This window comes from Streptomyces sp. NPDC051310 (assembly GCF_044455245.1).
In the GTDB taxonomy this organism is placed as follows: domain Bacteria; phylum Actinomycetota; class Actinomycetes; order Streptomycetales; family Streptomycetaceae; genus Streptomyces.
The window spans coordinates 1-18,467 of record NZ_JBITEO010000042.1; the positions used below are offsets into that span (position 1 = coordinate 1).

An 18,467-nucleotide genomic window follows, 5' to 3' on the forward strand; every position below is an offset into this window, starting at 1 on the left:
TTGTCGCAGACGCGACCACCAGCTTGGATCATGTCCGTCGGTTGTGGGAGGGTGTAAAGTCTCTCCCCCGGGGGGGGGGGGCCGGGGGGGCCCCCCCCCCCCCGAGGAGGCTGGGCGATCGGGCGAGTCAGGCCGCCGTCGGCGTGTAGTGGGCCGCGTCGTCGCCCTCGACGGCGTAGCTCGGGGTGCCGTCGACGCCGACCGGGACATCACCGGCGACGGTGACGCGGTGCAGCAGCCGCGGCTGGTCGCCGTAGTCGTCGGGGGCGTAGTGCTGGGTGATGCGGTTGCCGAACAGCACCAGGTCGCCGGGGTTCCAGGAGATGCGCACCAGGTTCTCGGGCCGGGTGACGTACGCCTGGAGGATGCGCAGGAGGTCACGCGACTCGGACGGGCCGAGGCCCACGAGACTCTGGGCGAATCCGCCGATGAACAAGCCCCGTTCACCGCTCTCCGGGTGGACGCGCACCACCGGATGGGCGGTGCGGTAGCGGCGTGACACGAACTGCCTGCGGTACTCCGCCGCCTTGTCGTTCTTCGGTTCGGCGTAGTCGTACGCGTTGGTGTGCACCGCCCACAGCCGGTCGGCGAGCTCCCGCAGCGGCCCGGGCAGGTCCCGGTAGGCGGCGGCCGAGTCGGCGATCAGCGTGTTCCCGCCGTACGGCGGGACGACGAGGGCGCGCAGGGTGGAGGCCTTCGGCGGTGTGCGGACGAACGTGACGTCGGTGTGCCAGTGGTTGGCGCGGATGCCTTCGTCGCCGTCCACCGGGAGGATGTTCGACTGCCCGTCGGCCGACGGCACCGTGGGGTGGGCGGTGGTCAGCTGCCCGAAGTACGAGGCGAACCGGAGCTGGCCGGCGTCGTCGAGGTGCTGGCCGCGGAAGACGAGGGCCTTGTGCTCCAGCAGCGCGGCGTTGATCGCCGAGACGACCTCGGGCGCGAGGTCGCCGGCCAGGTCGGCGCCGTGGACCTCGGCGCCGATGCGCCCGCCGATGCGGCGGACGGACAGGTCCGCCGTTGCGGGAGACGCGCCCGGTGCGGCGGTCGTGGCGGGGCCCGTGAGCGCGGTGGGTGCAGCGGACACGGTGGGCGTGGTGGATGCGGTGCGTGCAGCGGACGCGGTGGGCGTGGTGGTCATGGCGGGGTTGTCGGCGGCCGTGCGGGACGGCAGGTCGATCGGTACGACCTCCTTGATCCGGCCGGGCCGGGAGGTCATCACCGCCACGCGCTGCCCCAGGCGGACGGCTTCGTCGATGCCGTGCGTGATGAACACGACCGTCTTGCCGGTGCGCTGCCAGATACGTACCAGTTCGTCCTGGAGGGACTCCCGGGTCTGGGCGTCCAGCGCCGCGAACGGTTCGTCCATCAGCAGCACGTCCGGGTCGTACGCCAGGCTGCGGGCGATGGCGACCCGCTGCCGCATGCCGCGAGAGCTCGTGCGGATGGCGTCCCTCGAAGCCGGTGAGCCCCACCAGGGCCAGGAACTCAGCTGCCCTGGCCGCGCGTTCGCGGCGGGGGACGCCGGTGGCCTCCAGTCCGAACTCGACGTTGCCCTGGGCGGTGCGCCAGGGCAGCAGCGCGTACTGCTGGAAGACGATGCCCCGGTCGAGTCCGGGTCCGGTGACGGGTGAGCCGTCGAGCAGGATGCGGCCCGAGGTGGGCCGGGCCAGACCGCCGAGCAGGTCCAGCAAGGTGGACTTGCCGCATCCGCTGGGGCCCACGACGACGAGGAACTCGCCCGCGCCGACGGTCAGGTCGATGCCGTCGAGGGCGGTGACGGAGGACCGGCCGCCGCTCTTCCCCTTGACGGGGAAGTCCTTCCGCACTCCGTCGAACACGATCCTGGCCGGGTGCGCAGTCACGGGTTCGGACATGGGTCTCACCTCCCCCTCGGTGCCGGTGTCGCCGGCGCCGGAGCGTTGAAGTCATTGGTGTAGGGGGCGTCGAGCCGGACCCGGCCGCGGTCGATGTCCCCGCGGTCGGCCAGCCAGTCGATCCAGAGCCGGAGGTCCTCGCCCGTGATCCGCCCGCCGGGCTCGGCCACGCCGTACGACTTCCAGTACCGGAGCGTCCCGGTGTCCTCGTTGCGTCCGCGCATCTTCACGATCCGCGTCATGCGGGCGATCACCTCCGCCCGCGGGGTGGTGCGCGACCAGTCGAGCGCCCGGCCCACACCGGTGACGAACGTCCGTACGGTGTCCGGGTTCTGCTGGATGAACCGCTCCGTCATCACGTAGGTCCCGGCGCTGAGGGAGCCCAGGAGCTGGTGGTCGGTGAACAGCTGCCGCAGCCCTCCGCCCGCCAGGGCCTTGTCCCGCAGCACTCCGCTCAGCACGGCGGCGTCGATCTGCTTCTGCCGCAGGGACTGCTCGGTGTTCACCGGCGGCACGACCAGCGGCTCCACCTTGTCGGCGTCCGCGGCAAGGAGGCCGCCCCGCTGGAGGTAGATGTCGAGCATGGCCTCGGAGTGTGCGCCGAGGGTGTTCATGCCGACCTTCTTGCCGATGAGGTCACGGGCGGTGCGGATCGGGCTGTCGGCGCGTACGTAGTAGCCGCTGTAGGCGTTCTCGTCGGAGCCGTAGTAGCTGATGCCGGACTTGATCGGCGCGCCGTTGGCCGCGAGCTTCACGACCGCGCCGTTGAAGGCGCCGCCGAAGTCGGTCTCGCCGGTGGCCGCCGACTGGATGTCCTGGGGCCGCTGATGGTGTTGCCGACCCCAGCTTCACGTCCCGCAGGAAGTCGAGGTCCTCGGCCGGTTCGGGCACGGTGACCTGGCCGGTCCAGCCCTGGTAGCGCAGGGTCTTGGTGCCGCCCTTGCCGGACGGGCTGCCGCCCGCGGCCGTGCCGCAGCCGGCCGCCACCCCCGCGGAGAGGCCGACGAGGCCGAGGAAGTGGCGCCGGTTCAGTGGTGACAACGTGCTCATGGGAACGTCCTGTTGGAGGAGGAGGGGCGGGGAGTCAGGAAGCGGTGGCGAGGGCGAGCGGCCCGCGGCCGGTGAGCGCATGGGCGAAGCCGTCCACGGCCTGGAGGAGCCGCAGTTCGGCCTCCGCCTCGATGCGGCAGCCGACCGCCCCGGCACGCTGGATGGCGCTGTCGAGCACGAACGCCCCGGGGACGACGTGGTGGGCGCCGAGCGCGGAGAGCACCGGGCGGAGGGCGTAGTCCATGGCGAGCAGGTGGGCGAGGCTGCCGCCGGTCACCAGCGGGAGCACGGTCTTCCCCGCCAGCCCGGACTGTGGGAGCAGGTCCAGGAACACCTTCAGCAGACCGCTGTACGAGGCCTTGTACACGGGCGTGGCGACGACGACGCCCTCGGCGCGGGCCACCGTCTCCAGCGCGAGCCGCAGCTCCGGGTGCGCGGCCGACCCGGTGAGGATCTCGGCGGCGGGCAGAGCCCGTACCGCGATGTGCTCGACGGTCTGCCCGCCGGCCGCCAGCCGGCGCAGGACGTACTCCGCCGCGCGGGCGGTGCGGGAGTCGGCGGAGGGACTCCCGGAAAGGGCGACGACGGACGACAAGACGACCTCCAGGGGGAGTGACGGCAGCGCGGTGCCGGGACCACGGGACGATGCCGCGGAGAAGGAAACGGAAAAGGGGGAAGGTGAAAAAAGGAGGCGCGGAAAAGGCGAGCGGAAAAGGGGAGCGGAAAGGAGGAGCTCACCGGTACCGCCGCGGTGGCAATGCCACACGCAGCGGGGAGGGGGACGGCGTACGCGGCGGGCCGGGGCGGCCCCGCGGGGGACGCCTAACAGCCGCAGAGATCGAACGCGCAGAGGGCGCTGGCGTGCCGTCGAAGATCGACATGCCGCCGCGCGGAGAAGTTCGCTGACTGGCTCACGTCCATGAGGCTGGCAGCGCGAATCAGCCACGTCAATGCGGAAACCCACTGCGTCTCATGTTCTGATTTGCCCGCCACGTGCGTGAAGCACGCCGTTCACAAAGCGCCCCGCCGTGCAGGCAGGACCGGCTCCCCCCTCCCCCGGCGAGGGACGCCCCTGCGGGGCCCGCCTGCCCGGTCTCCTCCGCCGCCGCTCGGCCGGACGGTCGGACGGCCGTCCGACCGCGGCGTATCAGCCGTCCTTATGCGCTCCCCAAGTGATCGTTGAGGAACGAGCACCATGCGTGAGGGCGGGAATTCCTTGGAGTGAGAGATTCCGCTGACAGCAAGTCAAATAGGACTTCCCCACATCTCGATCGGATAACGAGGAGCTTAAAAAGGGCTAGACCAATCACTGGTCCACACCCCAACAACCGTTCCTTGCAAGGTTTTTGATGTGTCGTCATTTCGAACCATCAGGTAACGGAACGCACATATTCTTTGACCCCTCTATGTCTGATTTTTCCCGGCCGAGGTTCTGGCAAGCTTCCGCGCACCGTTCTCCGATCAAGGAAGAGGTGCCACTTGTCAGGACGTCGAAGACTGCAGCCGCAGCGCCGTAAGCGCCGCGGGCTCATACTCGCGACGGCCGCCGTCGCGGCCATGGCGGTCGTGGGAGGCGTGGCGTACGAAGTCACCCGGCCGGCAGCCGGGACGGACCGCCCGCTGCCGCTGGCGCAGCCGGCGGACACGCCGACCGCGGCCCCCGAGCCGGCCGCCGGGCCGACGCGGGAGAAGGAGCCCGAACCCCTCACCGAGAAGCCGAAGAGCGAGCCCGCCCGGGGTCTCGTCTACGAAGGCCTGACACCCGCGCCCGAGGGGGATCCGTGCGCCGGCGTCTACCGGACCACGGCCGGCCACTGCACCCACGGCCCGGACGCCCCGCCGAAGGGCGTCGACATCAAGAAGGACACGCCTCCGGCCGTGAAGGCGTCCGTCCCGGCCGAGGACCCGGCCGCCGACGAGCCGGAGCGCGACGGTGCCGGCAGCGAGTCTTCCGGCTCCAAGCCCTCCGGTACCGAACTGCCCCGGACCGCCACGCCGGCGCTGGACGCCACCGCCCCCAAGGCGGGCGGCCCGCCGTCCGCCAGGAGCCCGGGCTCCGGTTCCGGTTCCGGTTCCGGTTCCCGTACGGCGAACGCCAACGGCCCCGCCGGCCAGACGGTGCAGTGCGACGGGGACGGCACCAGCGGCAACCGCGTCCAGGTCGTCTACGTCCACGCCCCGGGGAAGGACCGGTACGCGACCTACCTGCCGTCGTTCCGCAAGTGGTCGGCCGACGCCGACCTGATCTTCTCCGAGAGCGCCAAGGACACCGGCGGTGTGCGGCACATCCGCTACGTGACCGGTTCCGACTGCGTACCGACGGTGCTGAACATCGAGCTCCCCGAGTCCGCGATGGCCGAGTTCAGTGCCATGAACCGGGCGCTCGCCGCCAGGGGTCTGGACCGCCGTGACCGCAAGTACATGATCTTCGCCGACGCGCAGGTCTACTGCGGCATCGGCACCTTCGCGGGCGACGAGCGGCCCGGCCCGAGCAACCTCAGCAACTTCGGCCCCTCCTACGGCCGTACGGACACCGGCTGCTGGGGCGGGCACACCGCCGCCCACGAACTGGGCCACAATCTGGGCGCGGTCAACAACAGCGCACCGAACACCAGCCGCGGTGCCCACTGCACCGACGAGTGGGACGTGATGTGCTACTCGGACAGCCCGTACTACCCGCGGATGCGTTCCATCTGCCAGGACGGCGCCTACGAGAACCGGCTGGACTGCAACCACGACGACTACTTCCACACCAGTCCGCGGCCCGGCAGCTACCTCGCCACGCACTGGAACATCGCCGACAACCAGTTCCTCATGCGGAACAGGGGCACCACCCAGCCCGATCCGACGCCCACCCCCAGACCCACCCCGACGGGCGGGCCGACGACCGGGCCCTCCACGGCGCCCACGGTCACCGTGGGGCAGATCGCACCGGACTCCGTGGTGGCCACCTGGAAGGCCGCCGACAACGCCGCCTGGTACCAGTTGTTCCTCGACGGCAAGCCCCTCGGATGGGTGCAGACGACCAGCGCCCGGGTCTACAACCTGAAGCCCGGCACCGACTACACCCTGGCCGTCTCCGTACGGAACACGTCCGGGCGTGACACCGGTCCCGGCAGGGCCACGGCCTTCCGCACCGCCGGCAGCGGCGGCGGCGCCACTCCCCACACGCGCTACCTGCTCACCAACGGCGCCACCGGTACGGCAGCGGAGATCTGGGGCGGCCGGACCGCCGACGGGACCGTCCTCGTCGGGTCCCAGCGCAACGGTTACGCACAGCAGCAGTGGTACGTCGACGACGCGGGCAACGGCTTCAGCCGCCTCCGCTCGGCCGCGTCGGGCAAGTGCCTCCAGACCGGCGGGACGGCCGGCCCGGGCATGTGGGTCTCCCAGCAGCCGTGTGCGGGTGTCGCCGCGCAGCAGTGGAAGCTCACCCCGAACGGCAACGGCGTGACCATCACCGCCGGTTCGAGCCGCTACGTCCTCGGCGTCAGCAACCGGCCGTACTACGGCTCGTGGCTGATCGAGCTCCAGCACGCGGTCGCCGGCCCCGCGCAGGTCTGGACGCTGCAGAAGTCCGCCTGATTCCGGCCGCCGGCTCCGGCCGGCGATGACGGCCGACGGACGGCACACCGCCGTCCGTCGGCCCACTTCCCCCACTTCTCCTCGGAGGACGACTGTGCACACCACGCGTTCGGCGGCCGCTGCCGCCGCTCTGGCGGTGGCCGCCGTGACCGCCCTGGGCACCGGCACCGCCGTGGCTCACGGCGGCACCCTGGCCGTCGACATCGCCGGACACGAGCGGGGACATGTGACGGCCCTGGTCACCTGGGAGAACGACACGGACGCCGTCGACGAGCGGGTCGCCGCCACCGTCAGTGCCGTCAGTGCCGACGGAACCCGCACGGCCGGGCCGTGGATCCTTCTCCGCGACCCCGCCGACGCCAAGCGCTTCACCACGGCACAGGCGCTGCCGCCCGGCCGGTGGAAGGTCACGGTGGAGGCGGGACACCCGGCCCTCGGCCGGGACGAGGCGGACATCACGGTGCCCGCCGCGCCACCCGCGTCCGCGGCCCGCGCTTCCGGACCGCCCGCCCCGGGGCCGCCGACCTCGGGGCCGTCCGCCGCCGGACCGTCCGCCCCGTCCGTCTCCGGAGCGTCCGCTCCCGCGGCGGCCGCGGACGCGGACAGCGGGGCGGGGACGCCGTGGACGGTGCCGGCTGCCGCCGCCGCCGCTCTGGCGGCCGTCGGGGCCGCCGCCCTCCTCGTCGTACGGCGACGCGGGTCCCGCTCCCGGCGGTGACCCGGTCCGCCGACGCCTCGTCAGCGATACCGGCCGTCGGCAACGGCGCGAACGGCGGCGGGGCGGCAACCGATGCCGATCGGCATCGGTTGCCGCCCCGTCGGCGTCCCGCTACCGGGGCGCCGGACCGGCGGTACGCCGGTATCAGGCCACAGGGGCCGGGTAGGTCGGGTACTCCACCCCGGAGACGTGCTGGACGACCCGGATGACCTGGCAGGAGTAGCCGAACTCGTTGTCGTACCACAGGTAGAGGATGGCGTTGTCGCCGTCGACCTTGGTGGCGCCGGCGTCGACGATCGAGGCGTGGCGGGAGCCGATGAAGTCGCTGGAGACCGCGTCGGGTGCCGTGATGAAGTCGATCTGGCGCTTGAGCGGCGAGGTCAGCGACACGTTGCGGAGGTAGTCGAGGACCTCCTCGCGGGTGGTCTCGCGGCCGAGCCGCAGGCTGAGGATCGCGATCGAGACGTCCGGCACGGGAACGCGGATGGAGCTGCCGGTGATCGGCGCCTTGAGGTCGGGCAGCGCCTTGGCGACGGCCGACGCGGCACCGGTCTCGGTGATGACCATGTTGAGCGGCGCGGAACGGCCGCGACGGTCGGCCTTGTGGAAGTTGTCCAGCAGGTTCTGGTCGTTGGTGAACGAGTGGACGGTCTCCACGTGACCGCGCAGCACACCGTACTCGTCCGCCATCGCCTTCAGCGGCGGGACGATCGCGTTGGTGGTGCAGGAGGCGCAGGACAGGATCTGCTCGTCCGGCTTGATGGTGTCGTGGTTGACGCCGTGGACGATGTTGGGGACGTCGCCCTTGCCCGGCGCGGTCAGGACGACCTTGTCGATGCCCGGCCGCAGGTGCTTCGACAGCCCCTCGCGGTCGCGCCACTTGCCGGTGTTGTCGATGAGGATGGCGTCCTTGATGCCGTACGCCGTGTAGTCGACCTCGGTCGGGTCGTTGGCGTAGATCACCTTGATCTCGTTGCCGTTGGCGATGATCGTGCTGTTCGCCTCGTCGACGGTGATCGTGCCCTGGAACTGGCCGTGGATCGAGTCGCGGCGCAGCAGGGAGGCGCGCTTGACGATGTCCTGGTCGCCGCCCTGGCGGACGACGATGGCGCGCAGGCGCAGGCCGTTGCCCGAGCCGGCCTTCTCGATGAGCAGGCGGGCGACGAGGCGGCCGATGCGGCCGAAGCCGTAGAGGACGACGTCACGGCCCTCGCGGCGCTCGATCTTGTCGGCGCCGGTGGCACCCGCGACGGCCTCGGCGGTGAACTCCTCCACCGACAGCCCGCGGTCGTCGCTCCGGTACGTCGCGGCGAGCATGCCGATGTCGATCTGGGACGGCCCCAGGTCGAGCGTGGTGAGGGCCTGCAGGAAGGGCAGCGTGTCGGTGACGGAGAGCTCCTCACCGGCGATCTGACGTGCGAATCGGTGGGTCTTGAGGATGCTGACCACCGACTTGTTCACCAAGGAGCGGCTGTGGACGAGGACGGTGACGTCCCGCTCCCGGTGCAGCTTCCCGATGATCGGGATCATCGACTCCGCGATCTCCTCGCGGTTCTTCCAGTTGGTGAACGAGTCGTCGTTGACAGTCACAGGCGTATCTTTCGAGCTAGGCGGCGCTCATATGCTAACCCGTCGCCCGTTCGATCATTCACCCGGGTGAAGGTATAGGGGTTCGGCGTGATATGCCCCGGTATGCCGTACCCCTTCCCCTGTCCGTCGGCTCAGTGGGCGAGGGCCTCGTCCAGGTCGCTCATCCAGTGGGTGACGGTCGCGTCGTCGGTCTTGTAGGTGTCCGCCGGGAGCGTCAGGCGCACCGACGGGCCGGTGGAGCCGGAACCGTCGCGCGGGGCGAACAGCACGGCGAGCCGCGCCACGGTGCGGCCGTTGACCTCGCTGCCGGTCCGCTCCCCGGCCAGTACGACGGAGGCGTAGGCGGACTCCCCCGGGCCGAGCCGGATCACACTGTGTCCGCGGGTGCTGTCGTCGACGGCGGTGGCGGCCTGGTCACCGTCGAACCGCAGGAGCGGTGCGCCGTACAGGTCGCAGGGTACGGAGCCCCGGTTGGTGGTCGTGAGCAGCAGGTGGTTGATGGGGCGGGCGGGCCGCTTGACGTCGACGGCGCTGTTGGCGCCGGTGCAGGTGGCGAGCGGACCGCCGGCGCCGTCCGTACCACCGGCGGCGCCGCTGTTCCCCGCCTCGCGGTCGCTCGCCGGGGAGCCCTTGCCCTTGCTGTCGGGGCGCGGCGCCGCCGCGCCCGGGGCGCGGTCACCGCCGGTCCCGGTCGGGCGGCCGGATGCTGAGGCGGCCGGCGCGGAGGGGGCGGACACGCCGGTCTGCGGTGCACTTGAAGCGGAGCGTTCCGCTCCTGAACTCCCGGATCCGCACGCGGTGGTGGCGAGCGCGGCTGCGAGGGCGGTGGCCACGAGGGCCGAGGTACGGAGGGTGTGCGTACGCATGGTGATCTCTTGCTTCCCGTCGGTGTGGAGGGGGCCGTGACGATCGGTCAGCGCCCGTCCCGCGGGAATGCGAGCGCGCTGCCACGGCCGGGGCCGGGTGCGACGGGTGGGACGCGGTGCGCCCCACCCGTCGCCGTACTGCGGCCCGGATGGCTGAACACACCATGCTGTGCTGTTCGTCGTCCCCGCCATCCGGCGGCGACAATGCGGAAGGCTGGAACGCCCGTACCAGGCTCGACCTGGGGAAACACACATCCCCTGGAATGCGTTCCAGGAACACGTCCCAGGGGATGCGAACGAAAGGAACACACGGGGTGGGGACCGGGACCGAAAGCTTCGCGGGCCTTCTGCGCGAGTTGAAGGAGCGATCCGGGCGCAGTTACGGCGCGCTCGCCAAGCAGATGCACATGAGCACGTCGACACTCCACCGCTACTGCAACGGTGACGCCGTGCCGACCGGGTTCGCCCCCGTGGAGCGTTTCGCGCGGCTGTGCGGAGCGGACCGTGAGGAGCTCGTACGGCTGCACCGCGCCTGGATCGTCGCGGACGAGGCGCGGCGCCGGGGGCGGACGGGCGGCGCGGCGGCGCCGGAGGAGGCTGCCGCCGCTCCGGCGGCACCCGGTGCACCGGAGGAACCGAGCACACAGGCGGGAGCGAGCGCACGGACGGAAGGGAGCGGCACGCCGGAACCGAGCGCCACGGCGGAACCCGGCTCGCCTGCGGAACCCGGCCCGTCCGCGGTGGCCTGGCCGCCGGCACCGGCCGGCGGGGCCGGGCCCGTGGGTGACCCCGCGCCCGTCGGCGGCCCGGCTGCCGGGGCGCCGGCCGGGCCCGGCGGTCCCGTCCCGGACCTGCCGGCGTCCGCCGGCGCACCGGCGGCTCGCGGGCGCGGCCGGCTGCGCACGCTGGCCGCCGTGGCCGCCGGAGTCCTCCTCACGGCGTCCGGTGTCGCCTTCGCGGTGAGCGGGACGTCCGTCGTCGCGTGGGAGGACCCGGCTCCGACGGCGCCGGACGCCCCGGTGCCGTCCGGTACCGGAAGCGCTGCCGGAAGCAGTGCCGGGGGCCGTGCCGCGAGCGGCCCGCCCGTCGCCCGGGCGACGCCCGTGACGCCGCCGGCGAGCGCCGCTCCGGCTCCCTCCGGCGGTGCGCGCGGCACCCGCGCCACCCCGACGCCGTCCGGGAACGGGGCCGGTGCCGGGAACGGCTCCGGGAACGGGACGGGGCAGCGGCAGGCTGCGCCCGCACCGCTGACGGCGGATGTGCGCCCGTACATCTGGAAGGACCCGTGCAGCCAGGCGTACGTCGTGAACCGGCCGCCCGGCGCCGTCCCGCCGCCGCCGTCCATGCAGGACGCCCGCGGCTGGGTCACCGCCCTGGGGGGTGCACCCGCGTCGGAGATGCTGATCGAGGTGGTGCTCCAGGGCACCGGCAAGGAGACCGTGGTCCTCAAGGACCTGCACGTGCGCACGCTCGAGAAGGCGGAGCCGCTCCCGGGGAACGCGTATGTGATGGGCGTCGGCTGCGGCGGGGAGGTGCGTCTGCAGAGCCTGGACGTCGACCTGGACGCGGCGCGGCCCCGGCCGGTGCCGGTGGCCGGGTACCAGGGCGACCGGTTCCTGCCGGCGACGGACTTCCCGTACAAGGTGTCCGCCGACGATCCGCACGTCCTGAAGATCAGCGCGCACACGGCCGACCGGACGGTGCGCTGGTACCTGGAGCTGGAGTGGAGCAGCGGCGGCCGGAGCGGGACGCTGCGGCTGGACGACAGCGGACGGCCGTTCACCACGAGCGCGGCCGCGAAGCTGCCGGCCTACCAGTTCCCCCTGGGTGCGAGCGCCTGGGAGCCGCACCAGACGGGCGAGGGCTGACGCCGTACGGCCCGCGGCCGTGGAGGTCCCCGCATGGCTCCGCCCCCGCCCCCGGCCGCGGCCCCAGCCGACGGCCGGGGGCGGGGGGGGGGGGGGGTCGTCCCGGGTGCGCCGCGTTGGGGGGAGGCTAGGGCGCCATCTCGTTTGCGCCGGCCAGCGCCGCGGCGCGCGCCCCGACCCCCCGCCCCCCCCCCCCCCCCCCCCCCCCCCCCCCCCGCCCCCCCCCCCCCCCCCCCCCCCCCCCCCCCCCCCCCCCCCCCGGGGGGGGGACGTCCCGGTTCCGCCGCGAAGGGGGAAGGCTAGGGCGCCATCTCGTAGGCGCCGGCCAGCGCCTCGACGCGCTCCCAGACCCGCGCCGAGCGCGCCTCGTCCACGACCGGACGGCGGACGGCGCCCAGCGACCAGAGCTGCTGCTGCTCCGTTGCGGAGTCCTTGCCGTGCAGCTCGACGGCGTGCGCGGAGAAGTCGCGGACGAGGACGGCGAAGAGCTCGTCCAGCACGTCCTCGTCCAGGTCCGTGAGCCGCGCCTGCTCCAAAATCAGCTGGCCGTGGACCACGAGCGCGAACAGCTGCCCGACGGCGAGAAGGAGGTCGAGGTCACGGCTCTGCTCCTCGTCGGGGGCGGCGGTGGTGACGAACTCGCACAGGGCGTCGGCCTGTTCCCGGAAGCGGCCGATGTTGGGCAGGTGGGCGTACGCGTCGAAAGCGGGACGCCAGTCGTGGAAGCGCACGGAGCCCAGCCCGCGGGCCGGCCCCTGGCGGAAGAGGAACGCGTCGTCGGCCGCGTCGAGCCGGGTCGGGACGGGCTCGTACGCGACGGGGTCGAGCAGGTGGTTGCGCATGAACTTGAGGATCAGCGCGAGGTTGACGTGGACCGTGCCCTCCAGCTTCGGCAGCCCCCGGATCTCGACGGCGGCCTGGGCGAAGTAGTTGTCCTTCTCGAAGCCCTTGGCGGCGATGACGTCCCACATCAGGTCGATGACCTTCTCGCCCTCCGTGGTGACCTTCATCTTGGTCATCGGGTTGAAGAGGAGGTAGCGGCGGTCGTCGGGGCCCGCGGAGCGGAAGTAGTCGACGGCGCGGTCGCTGAACAGCTTCATGCCGACGAGGCGGACGTACGCGTCGGTCAGTTCGCGGCGCACGTGCGGGAAGGCGGTGACGGGCCGCCCGTAGAGGATGCGGCCGTGCGCGTGCGTGACGGCCTCGTACATGGCGTGCTCGCAGATGCCGATCGAAGCGGTGCACAGGTTGAACTTGCCGACGTTGACCGTGTTGAGCGCGGCGTCGAAGGCGGCGCGGCCGGTGTGCAGGACGTCCTGCGGGGCGACCGGGTAGTCCTCCAGGCGGAACTCGCTGACGTACTTGGAGGAGTCGACGACGTTCTTCACCAGGTGGTACGCCGGGTGACGGCTGTCGGCGGCGAAGAAGACGTAGCCGTCGGGGCCCTCGACGTCGGTGCGGCGGCCGAAGACGGAGACGAGCCCGGCGGCGTTGCCGTTGCCGATGTAGTACTTGGAGCCGGTGGCCCGGAAGCCGCCCTCGCCGTCCGGCTCCAGGAGCATGTCGGTGGAGTAGATGTCGGCGCCGTGGGCCTTCTCGGACAGGCCGAACGCGAACACCTCACCCTGGGAGAGCAGCTCGGCCGCGCGGGCGCGGGCAGCGGCGTTGTCGCTCTGCCAGACCGGCCCGAGACCGAGGATGGTGACCTGCCAGGCGTACCAGTAGTCGAGCCCGTAGAAGCCGAAGATCTCGTTGAGGGCGGCGATGCGGGCGGTGTCCCACCGCTTGTCCTGCTGCCCGGCGCCCTCGGCGGCGGACGCGGGGGTGAGGAAGGTCGCGAAGAGTCCTTCCTTGGCGGCGAAGGCCAGGAAGTCCGCGAGCCAGGCCCGGGAGCGGTAGTCCTCGATCAGCCTGCGCTTGCCGCGCTCCTCGAACCAGTCCACCGTGGCGCGCAGCAGCCTGCGGGTCTCGGGGTCGAAGTGCGCGGGGTCGTACGTGCGCGGGTTGAACAGCAGCGGGTCGGCCATGGGTGTCCGCCTTTCCGGCTCGGTATGAGGGTGGTGGTGCTGAGGGTGGTGTGGCGCTGAGGTGGTGCGGTCCTGCGGGTGGGCGGGCGGCCCGGTTCACTGCCCGGAACCGAGCCGGCGGAGGGTGGCGAGGACGTCGTCGAGCCAGGCGACGGTCATCCGCTCGTACGCGATGCCACCGCGCAGGACGACGTGCTGGAGCTCCCGGCCGGCGTCCGGGGCCGCGGAGCCGTCCGGGGCTCCCCGGGCGTCCGGTCCGGTGAAGTCGCGCTCCTCCCCCGCCAGGTAGTGCGCGAGCCGCTCGGAGTGCACCTGCCGGTACCGCTCCACCTCACGGATCAGGGCCGCGGGGTCGTCGAAGGCCGCCCCCCGGATCTTGACGGCGAGGTCGTGGCGGACGCTCTCGGGTTCGATCGGCTCGTGCAGCCACCGGGAGAGGGCGTCCCGGCCGGGGGCGGCGACGGAGTACTCCTTCTTGTCCGGGCGGCCCTGCTGCGGGACCTCGCGGACGTCGATCCAGCCGTCGCTCTCCATGCGCTTGAGCACGCGGTAGATCTGCTGGTGCGTGGCGGTCCAGAAGTACCCGATGGACCGCTCGAACCGCCGGGCCAGCTCATAGCCGGAGCCGGGCTTCTCCAGCAGGGAGACGAGGATCGCGTGGTCGAGCGCCATGCCCCGATCTTCTTATGCAACTCGTTGCATAGACAAGCGGCAGGGCCCGGGTGAGACACGGCTCACCCGCGGCGCGGTCCGACCCGTGGGCGTCCGTACCGCGGCGCCGGGATGCGCGAGGCCGGCGCAGGCCCGCCCGGACGCGGTACGGGCCCCGCAGCCGGCGGGCGCCGCCCGGCTCTGCCGCCCCTGGCGTCACACCGCCGGGACGGCCCCCGTGACGCCTGCCCGCACGGCCAGGTCCACCGCGGCATCGAGCCGGTCGGGCGCCACGCCCCGCGGGAACGCCGCTGCGAGGAGCGCCGACACCGCCGCCGCGTCGGCCGTACGCGCCTCCGCGCGCTCGCGGAACCGGGTCACGGCTCCGGGCAGCTCCGCCGCCTCCTCACGGGTCCGGCCGTCCTCGCCCGCGAGGCAGGCGGCGAGAGCGGTGAACTCCGCCTCGGAGCCCACCCAGGGCGCCGCGCCCTCCAGGCCGTCCTCGCTGAGCTCCTCGGGGTACGGGATGCGGTGCCAGGAGCCGTTCTCCCACCAGTAGACGAAGCCGAAGAGATTGCCCTCGGCGTCCTCGCGAAGCTGCTCCCAGGGCAGCCAGTCGGGACCGCCCGCCAGGAAGTCGATCTGCTCCCCGCCGACGTGCGTGTGGCTGCCGTCCGGGTCCTGGCCGACGAAGACGGCACGCTCCTCGTCGAGCACGGTGAGCCGCCACCAGCCGCACGCACCCGTCGCGTGGCACCACAGCCCGTGCTCGTCGAGGACGTGCTCCGGACTGCCGTCGTCGCGGGCGCCCTCCAGCAGCGCGAAGGTGACGGCCCGCGCCCACAGGCGGGCCGGATGGTCGAGGTCCTCGGGGCGGCTGGGTACGTGCACGGTGGTGTTCCCTTCCGGTCGGTGTGGGAGCCAGCCTCACACAACCGGGGAGCCGTCCCCACACCGGTCCGTGCGGTCCGACTGCCCTGGTGGCGGGGAAAGTTGTGGACACGCGCGCACCAGGACGCCTAACGTGACCGGTGACGCCCACGACAGCGGAAAGGAGGCGAGTGCCGTGTACCGCTCATGTTGCCCGCGCTCCCTTCCCGCCGGTCCGGCGTCCATGGTCTGACCGGGAGCGCTTCACCATCACTGCCTCCCGGAGGACACCTCCCATGACCGATACGGTCGTCCGCGCGCTCGGCCCGAGCGACGCCCATCTCTTCGACACCCTGCCCGACCCCCTCGGCGCGCGGAAAGCCCATGCGCGTACCACCCACCGTCCCGAGTGGAAGCGGGTCGCACTCCGCGACGGCAACGTCGTGGCCCGCGGCGCCTGGTGGGGCGGCCCCGATGACACCACCCCGGTGAACATCAACTGGTTCGACGTCGCCGAAGGCGAGGAAGAGGCCGGCGCGGAACTCCTGCGCACCGCCCCGCACCAGGTCGAACTGGAGCTGAACCTGCCCGCCGGCTGGCGCGGCGACCCGGTGACCCGCGCCGCGGGCGAGACCCGCCTGAAGGCCGCGCGGGCCGCCGGGTACGAGGTGCTCGTCGAGCGGTTCATGTACCGCTGGACCCCGGCCTGCGGTCTGCCGGAGCGGCCGGGGCGCCTCACCTTCGCCCCGGAGCCGGACGACGCCGTCTTCTTCGACGCGCTGCGCCGCATCCACTCGGCGACACTGGACGCGCACGCGCTGCGCGCGATCGCCGAGGGCGGGCTCGACCAGGCTGCCCAGGAGGAGCTGGACTTCTTCCACTGGTGCCCCTCGCCGCGCGCGTGGTGGCAGATGGCGTACACCCCCGAGGGGGAGCCGGCCGGCATCCACATCCCCGCGCACAACCCCTCCGGGCCGTGCGTCGGCTTCATCGGGGTCCTCCCCGAGCAGCGCGGGCGGGGCTACGCGTACGACCTGCTGGCGGAGTGCACCCACTTCCTGGCCGAGCAGGGCGCCGAGTTCGTCGCCGGGGCCACGGACCAGGGCAACTTCCCCATGGCCGCGAACTTCGCGAAGGCGGGGTACCCGGTGGTCCAGGAGCGCATCAACCTGGTGCCCGGCGCGGAGGGCTGAGCACGGCCGATCGGGGGACGAAACGGGGAGACGACGAGGGGGACGCGCCGACGGGCGCGTCCCCCTTGCCGCGGGCCGGCCGAGCCCGGCCGGCCCTTCCTTCCACCGAGGCGCCCGAAGCGCCCCGCACCCGCTCCTGCTGCCGTTCCGTCAGTCAGCGGCGGCGGCGGCCGCGCAGGCGTCCGATGAGCTGTCGTGCCCGGGCCTGCGTCCGCGGATCCTGAGCGGCGCGACGGGTCGCGCTGATCAGCCGCTGCCCCTGGGGCGTACGAGTGAACCGCTTGATGCGTGCCATCACGGTCGACATTCCACCTCTCCTTCCGGTGCTGTCCGTTCCGGTGTGGTCCGTCCCGGTCCTGGGGCGTTCGCGCGCCCACTGATCCGCCTACCCCGCGGCACGGCACGGACACCCGCGGTGGTCCGGTCGGCGGCGGGTAGACGCACGCCCATGGGTGACATCCTGGTCGGTACGTGTTCCTGGACGGACAAGGCGCTGGTGTCGAGCGGCTGGTACCCCTCGGGGCGCCGCGACGCCGAGGGCCGCCTGCGGCACTACGCGGAGCGCTTCCCGGTGGTCGAGGTGGACTCCACCTACTACGGCCTGCCCCGCCCGCGCAACAGCGAGTTGTGGGTGGAGCGGACACCACCGGGGTTCCTTTTCGACGTGAAGGCCTTCTCCCTGCTCACCGGGCACCCCACCCGTCCGGAGGCCGTGCCCGCGGACCTGCGCCCCGCGCTGCTCCGCGGGGCCGGTCTCCGGGGCGGCACCCGGACGTGGAGCCGGCGCGTCGCGGACGGGGCGCTGCTCGACGAGGTCTGGGCGCGCTTCGCCGAGGCGCTGCTGCCGCTGCGGTCCGCCGGGCGACTGGGCAGCGTGCTGTTCCAGTTCCCGCCGTGGTTCCGCGCGGAGACGGCCGGCGAGGCGTTCCTCCGACAGAGCCGGGAGCGCGCCCGCGGCTGGCCGGTGGCCGTGGAGTTCCGGCATCCGTCGTGGTGGCAGGACGACCGGCGGGAGCGCACATGCGCGCTGCTGCGGGAGCTGGGTGTGGCGGCGGTCGCCGTCGACATGGCGCAGACACTGTCGGTGTCGATACCGCCCGTGGCGCCGGTCACCGCGGAGGAACTCGCCGTGGTGCGCTTCCACGGCCGCAACGCGGCGTGGGGCACGGGCTCGAAGGAGGACCGGTTCCGCCACGCGTACACGGCCGGGGAGCTCGCGGCGTGGGTGCCGCGGCTGCGCGGCATGGCGGAGAGGGCGCGCCAGGTGCACGTGCTGTTCAACAACTGCTGCGGGGACGCGGCGGTTCGCGCCGCGGAGTGCATGGAGCACATGCTGGCGGGCCGTGTGGCGGCGCGCTGACGAGCGGATCCTGCGGACACGGCCCGGGGCGGCCCTGCCCGGTCCGCCGGCCCTTCCGGACGGGCGGTGCACCCGGGCAGGCCCGCCCCGGGTGCGCTCCCCCGCCCGCCGGGCCAAGGTGGCACCAGGAGGTGGTACGACGTGGGGATCGAGGACTACGGAGGCGGGCAGTCGGCCCAGTCGGACATCATCGTCGTCACGACGAACGACGTACCGGGTCACCAGGTCCAGCAGGTGATCGGCGAGGTGTTCGGGCTGACCGTCCGGTCACGCCACCTGGGCAGCCAGATCGGCGCCGGACTCAAGTCGATGGTCGGCGGCGAACTGAAGGGCCTGACGAAGACGCTGGTCGAGACCCGGAACCAGGCCATGGAACGGCTCACGGAGCAGGCCCGCGCCCGCGGCGCCAACGCGGTTCTGGCGTTCCGCTTCGACGTCACCGAGGCGGCCGACGTGGGCACGGAGGTGTGTGCGTACGGAACGGCAGTGGTGGTGACGAAGGCGTAGCCGCGCCCCTGTCCCGCGGGGCGTCGCGCCGCCGGCTGGCCGAGCCGGGACGGCGTTCACGGGCCCGGGCCTCCGGGTCCGCACGCCGTGGTGGCGCCGGCGGACCGGGCGTCGGCACGGGGTCGGCACGGTGATCGGCCGAAAGCCGGCGCTCGGCGGAACTGCCTCTGGCCCATGCCTCCGTACGCTCGGTACTGTCGGGCTTTCCGTAGTCGCAGGAGCGAGTGATGGCCGCAGCCGAACCGAGTCCGTCCTTGTTCGTCCGGCCCCTGGGAGCCGTCGAGAACAACCCGACCGCACTCAAGATC

Annotated in this window: 16 protein-coding genes and 1 pseudogene; 6 read left to right on the forward strand and 11 right to left on the reverse strand. The window is 72.7% G+C overall.

Annotated features, from left to right (window positions below; genetic code table 11):
* Positions 1 to 127 precede the first annotated feature (127 nt).
* The 5 genes and pseudogenes from ACIA79_RS33210 to ACIA79_RS33230 form a co-directional block, all read right to left on the reverse strand.
* The gene (locus ACIA79_RS33210; protein ID WP_399432165.1) at positions 128 to 1,009 is read right to left on the reverse strand and encodes a TauD/TfdA dioxygenase family protein; all 882 of its coding nucleotides are present in this window, start codon (positions 1,007 to 1,009) and stop codon (positions 128 to 130) included.
* A gap of 135 nt (positions 1,010 to 1,144) precedes the next feature.
* A pseudogene (locus ACIA79_RS33215) lies at positions 1,145 to 1,874 on the reverse strand (ABC transporter ATP-binding protein); the annotation flags it as partial.
* A 5-nt stretch (positions 1,875 to 1,879) separates the two neighbouring features.
* Positions 1,880 to 2,629, reverse strand: a complete 750-nt coding sequence (locus tag ACIA79_RS33220) for an ABC transporter substrate-binding protein (protein ID WP_399432151.1) — start codon at positions 2,627 to 2,629, stop codon at positions 1,880 to 1,882.
* Positions 2,630 to 2,958: 329 nt separating this feature from the next.
* Positions 2,959 to 3,519 carry an NADPH-dependent FMN reductase gene (gene ssuE, locus ACIA79_RS33225; RefSeq protein WP_399432152.1) on the reverse strand — a complete coding sequence of 187 codons (561 nt, stop codon included), beginning with the start codon at positions 3,517 to 3,519 and terminating at the stop codon, positions 2,959 to 2,961.
* Positions 3,520 to 3,746: 227 nt separating this feature from the next.
* Complete coding sequence (locus ACIA79_RS33230; RefSeq protein ID WP_399432166.1) at positions 3,747 to 3,845, reverse strand: putative leader peptide; 99 nt, start codon at positions 3,843 to 3,845, stop codon at positions 3,747 to 3,749.
* A gap of 558 nt (positions 3,846 to 4,403) precedes the next feature.
* Between ACIA79_RS33230 and ACIA79_RS33235 the strand changes: the two genes are divergently transcribed.
* Together ACIA79_RS33235 and ACIA79_RS33240 are read left to right on the forward strand one after the other, a co-directional pair.
* A complete protein-coding gene (locus ACIA79_RS33235) occupies positions 4,404 to 6,509 on the forward strand; it encodes an RICIN domain-containing protein (RefSeq protein ID WP_399432153.1) in 2,106 nt (701 codons plus the stop codon).
* Positions 6,510 to 6,603: 94 nt separating this feature from the next.
* On the forward strand, positions 6,604 to 7,227 hold the full coding sequence (locus ACIA79_RS33240) for a hypothetical protein (protein ID WP_399432154.1): 624 nt from the start codon (positions 6,604 to 6,606) through the stop codon (positions 7,225 to 7,227).
* A 144-nt stretch (positions 7,228 to 7,371) separates the two neighbouring features.
* On the opposite strand, the gene ACIA79_RS33245 is transcribed toward ACIA79_RS33240, so the two are convergent.
* On the reverse strand, positions 7,372 to 8,817 hold the full coding sequence (locus ACIA79_RS33245; RefSeq protein WP_399432155.1) for a glyceraldehyde-3-phosphate dehydrogenase: 1,446 nt from the start codon (positions 8,815 to 8,817) through the stop codon (positions 7,372 to 7,374).
* Positions 8,818 to 8,948: 131 nt separating this feature from the next.
* Entirely contained in the window at positions 8,949 to 9,683 is a 735-nt protein-coding gene (locus ACIA79_RS33250; protein WP_399432156.1) for a DUF4232 domain-containing protein, read from the reverse strand.
* A gap of 290 nt (positions 9,684 to 9,973) precedes the next feature.
* Here ACIA79_RS33250 and ACIA79_RS33255 point away from each other — a divergent pair, with 290 nt between their 5' ends.
* Complete coding sequence (locus ACIA79_RS33255) at positions 9,974 to 11,551, forward strand: helix-turn-helix domain-containing protein (protein WP_399432157.1); 1,578 nt, start codon at positions 9,974 to 9,976, stop codon at positions 11,549 to 11,551.
* Between the two features lie 299 nt (positions 11,552 to 11,850).
* Here ACIA79_RS33255 and ACIA79_RS33260 read toward each other — a convergent pair whose 3' ends face one another.
* The 3 genes from ACIA79_RS33260 to ACIA79_RS33270 form a co-directional block, all read right to left on the reverse strand.
* Positions 11,851 to 13,578 (reverse strand): acyl-CoA dehydrogenase family protein, encoded by a 1,728-nt coding sequence (locus ACIA79_RS33260; protein ID WP_399432158.1) that lies wholly within the window; start codon positions 13,576 to 13,578, stop codon positions 11,851 to 11,853.
* A gap of 96 nt (positions 13,579 to 13,674) precedes the next feature.
* Positions 13,675 to 14,250, reverse strand: coding sequence for a PadR family transcriptional regulator (locus ACIA79_RS33265; protein WP_399432159.1), 576 nt, complete (start codon positions 14,248 to 14,250; stop codon positions 13,675 to 13,677).
* Between the two features lie 195 nt (positions 14,251 to 14,445).
* Entirely contained in the window at positions 14,446 to 15,120 is a 675-nt protein-coding gene (locus ACIA79_RS33270; RefSeq protein WP_399432160.1) for a hypothetical protein, read from the reverse strand.
* Between the two features lie 275 nt (positions 15,121 to 15,395).
* Here ACIA79_RS33270 and ACIA79_RS33275 point away from each other — a divergent pair, with 275 nt between their 5' ends.
* A complete protein-coding gene (locus ACIA79_RS33275; protein WP_399432161.1) occupies positions 15,396 to 16,292 on the forward strand; it encodes a GNAT family N-acetyltransferase in 897 nt (298 codons plus the stop codon).
* A 154-nt stretch (positions 16,293 to 16,446) separates the two neighbouring features.
* On the opposite strand, the gene ACIA79_RS33280 is transcribed toward ACIA79_RS33275, so the two are convergent.
* A complete protein-coding gene (locus ACIA79_RS33280; protein WP_399432162.1) occupies positions 16,447 to 16,599 on the reverse strand; it encodes a hypothetical protein in 153 nt (50 codons plus the stop codon).
* Positions 16,600 to 16,740: 141 nt separating this feature from the next.
* Between ACIA79_RS33280 and ACIA79_RS33285 the strand changes: the two genes are divergently transcribed.
* Together ACIA79_RS33285 and ACIA79_RS33290 are read left to right on the forward strand one after the other, a co-directional pair.
* A complete protein-coding gene (locus ACIA79_RS33285; protein WP_399432163.1) occupies positions 16,741 to 17,652 on the forward strand; it encodes a DUF72 domain-containing protein in 912 nt (303 codons plus the stop codon).
* A gap of 141 nt (positions 17,653 to 17,793) precedes the next feature.
* Entirely contained in the window at positions 17,794 to 18,159 is a 366-nt protein-coding gene (locus ACIA79_RS33290) for a YbjQ family protein (RefSeq protein WP_399432164.1), read from the forward strand.
* Positions 18,160 to 18,467: the final 308 nt, after the last annotated feature.